Here is a 1,478-nt window from a genome sequence, read left to right on the forward strand (position 1 = left end):
CTAGTACAACATCCCCTAAATAGGTTTAATAATTATCGGGCTGCAAATACGGCTGCAGGAGCGCGACGACCACCTGGGCCATCTCATCGAGCGAGCCTGCGCCTGGCAACGGTTCCCAACGTCCGCTATGGCTGCGAAAGGCGGCGCCATAACGATTGCGGCCGAGTTCGGTCAGCCGAGCCACCACGGTCGGCTCCTCGTCGTCCAGACGTTTGATCAGCAGGTGACGCCCATAGGCTTGCGTGATGATCTGCTCGTGGCCGAGCAGGCTGCGCAGTTGCCGCTGCAATTCAGCAGCGTAATGTTTGGCGAGTAAGGCTGGCATGTCGATCCTCGATTACGAAGCGCCGGTTTGCAGCGGATAGCCCCGGAAACTCCATTTGAACGGGCGTGCCGCCTGATTGTGCGCGCGGACAAACTGCTCGGTGCGCTCGCGCAGGTGCGCGATGCTGGTGTGGCTCGCATGGCGCAGTACCCGGCGCGTGTAGCGGGCAAACCAGAGTTCGATCTGATTGACCCAGCTCGCGTGCAACGGCGTGAAGTGGAAGTGAAACCGCTCATCATGCCGCGCGTTGAACGCCTGCCAGACAGCCTGGGCGCGATGCGTATTGAGATTATCCCAGACGACGTGCACCTGCTTGCCCGGGTACGTGCTTGCCACGCGCTCCATGAAGGCCACCAGATCGCCCTGGGTACGCCGGTCGCGGCAGTCTGCCAGCACCTGTCCGGTATGCACGTCGAGCGCGGCAATCAACGCCTGGGTGCCGTGACGAACATATTCAAACTCACGCCGACGCAGCCGCCCCGGCGCGGGTGCACGTCCCGGGTGTTTACGCTCGATGGCCTGAATGCCGGTCTTCTCGTCGATACTGAGCACCACCGCGTTTCGAGGCGCCTTGCGGTACAGCTTGCAAATCCCGTTGACCTTCTCGCGAAAGGCAGGGTCTGGGCTATGTAGCCATTGCTGGACCCGGTGCGGACGAACGTCGCCGGCCTGCAGAATGCGCTGCACCTGGCTGCGGCTGATCTGCCCGACGACGCCGCGCTCCACGGCGCGCGCCACAATCTCGTCGAGCGTGGGCGTGACCCGCCCCTCAGGTTCCTGCGTCTCACACGCCAGCGCGATCAACTGTAGTCGCGCTTCATGGCTGATACGTGGCGGACGGCCACTGCGCTCGCCCTCGCGAATGCCTTGGGCACCTTGCCGGGCAATGCGCTTGCGCCACAGGCAGACCGTTTGCACCGATACACCCAGTTCCCGCGCAATGACAGTATTGGCATGGCCCTCGTGGGCCCACAATGCGATTCGCGCCCGCATCACATCTCGCTGCGCAGCCGTCTTCCGCTCGATCAGCGACAGCAGTTCCTGTTGTTCTTTCTTCGCCAGCTTCACTGGCGTTGCATGGCGGCCTCGACTCATCCCGTCATGATATCGGAGGCGATTAATTATTCAACCTATTTAAGGGATGTTGTACTAG

2 protein-coding genes are annotated in these 1,478 nt (G+C 61.9%); both read right to left on the reverse strand.

The window, feature by feature from the left end:
- Positions 1 to 25: 25 nt before the first annotated feature.
- Positions 26 to 325: a hypothetical protein gene (locus AB1I47_RS33730; protein ID WP_354687978.1), complete on the reverse strand. Its 300-nt coding sequence runs from the start codon at positions 323 to 325 to the stop codon at positions 26 to 28.
- Between the two features lie 12 nt (positions 326 to 337).
- Positions 338 to 1,420, reverse strand: coding sequence for an IS630 family transposase (locus AB1I47_RS33735; RefSeq protein WP_354687979.1), 1,083 nt, complete (start codon positions 1,418 to 1,420; stop codon positions 338 to 340).
- Positions 1,421 to 1,478 lie beyond the last annotated feature (58 nt).

The organism is Cupriavidus necator, assembly GCF_040578825.1.
GTDB classification, from domain to species: Bacteria; Pseudomonadota; Gammaproteobacteria; order Burkholderiales; family Burkholderiaceae; genus Cupriavidus; species Cupriavidus necator_E.

Excerpts from the sequence above, each read along its gene's own strand:
- AB1I47_RS33735 (WP_354687979.1), bottom strand. The coding sequence starts at position 1,420 with ATGAGTCGAGGCCGCCATGCAACGCCAGTGAAGCTGGCGAAGAAAGAA.
- AB1I47_RS33730 (WP_354687978.1), bottom strand. The coding sequence starts at position 325 with ATGCCAGCCTTACTCGCCAAACATTACGCTGCTGAATTGCAGCGGCAA.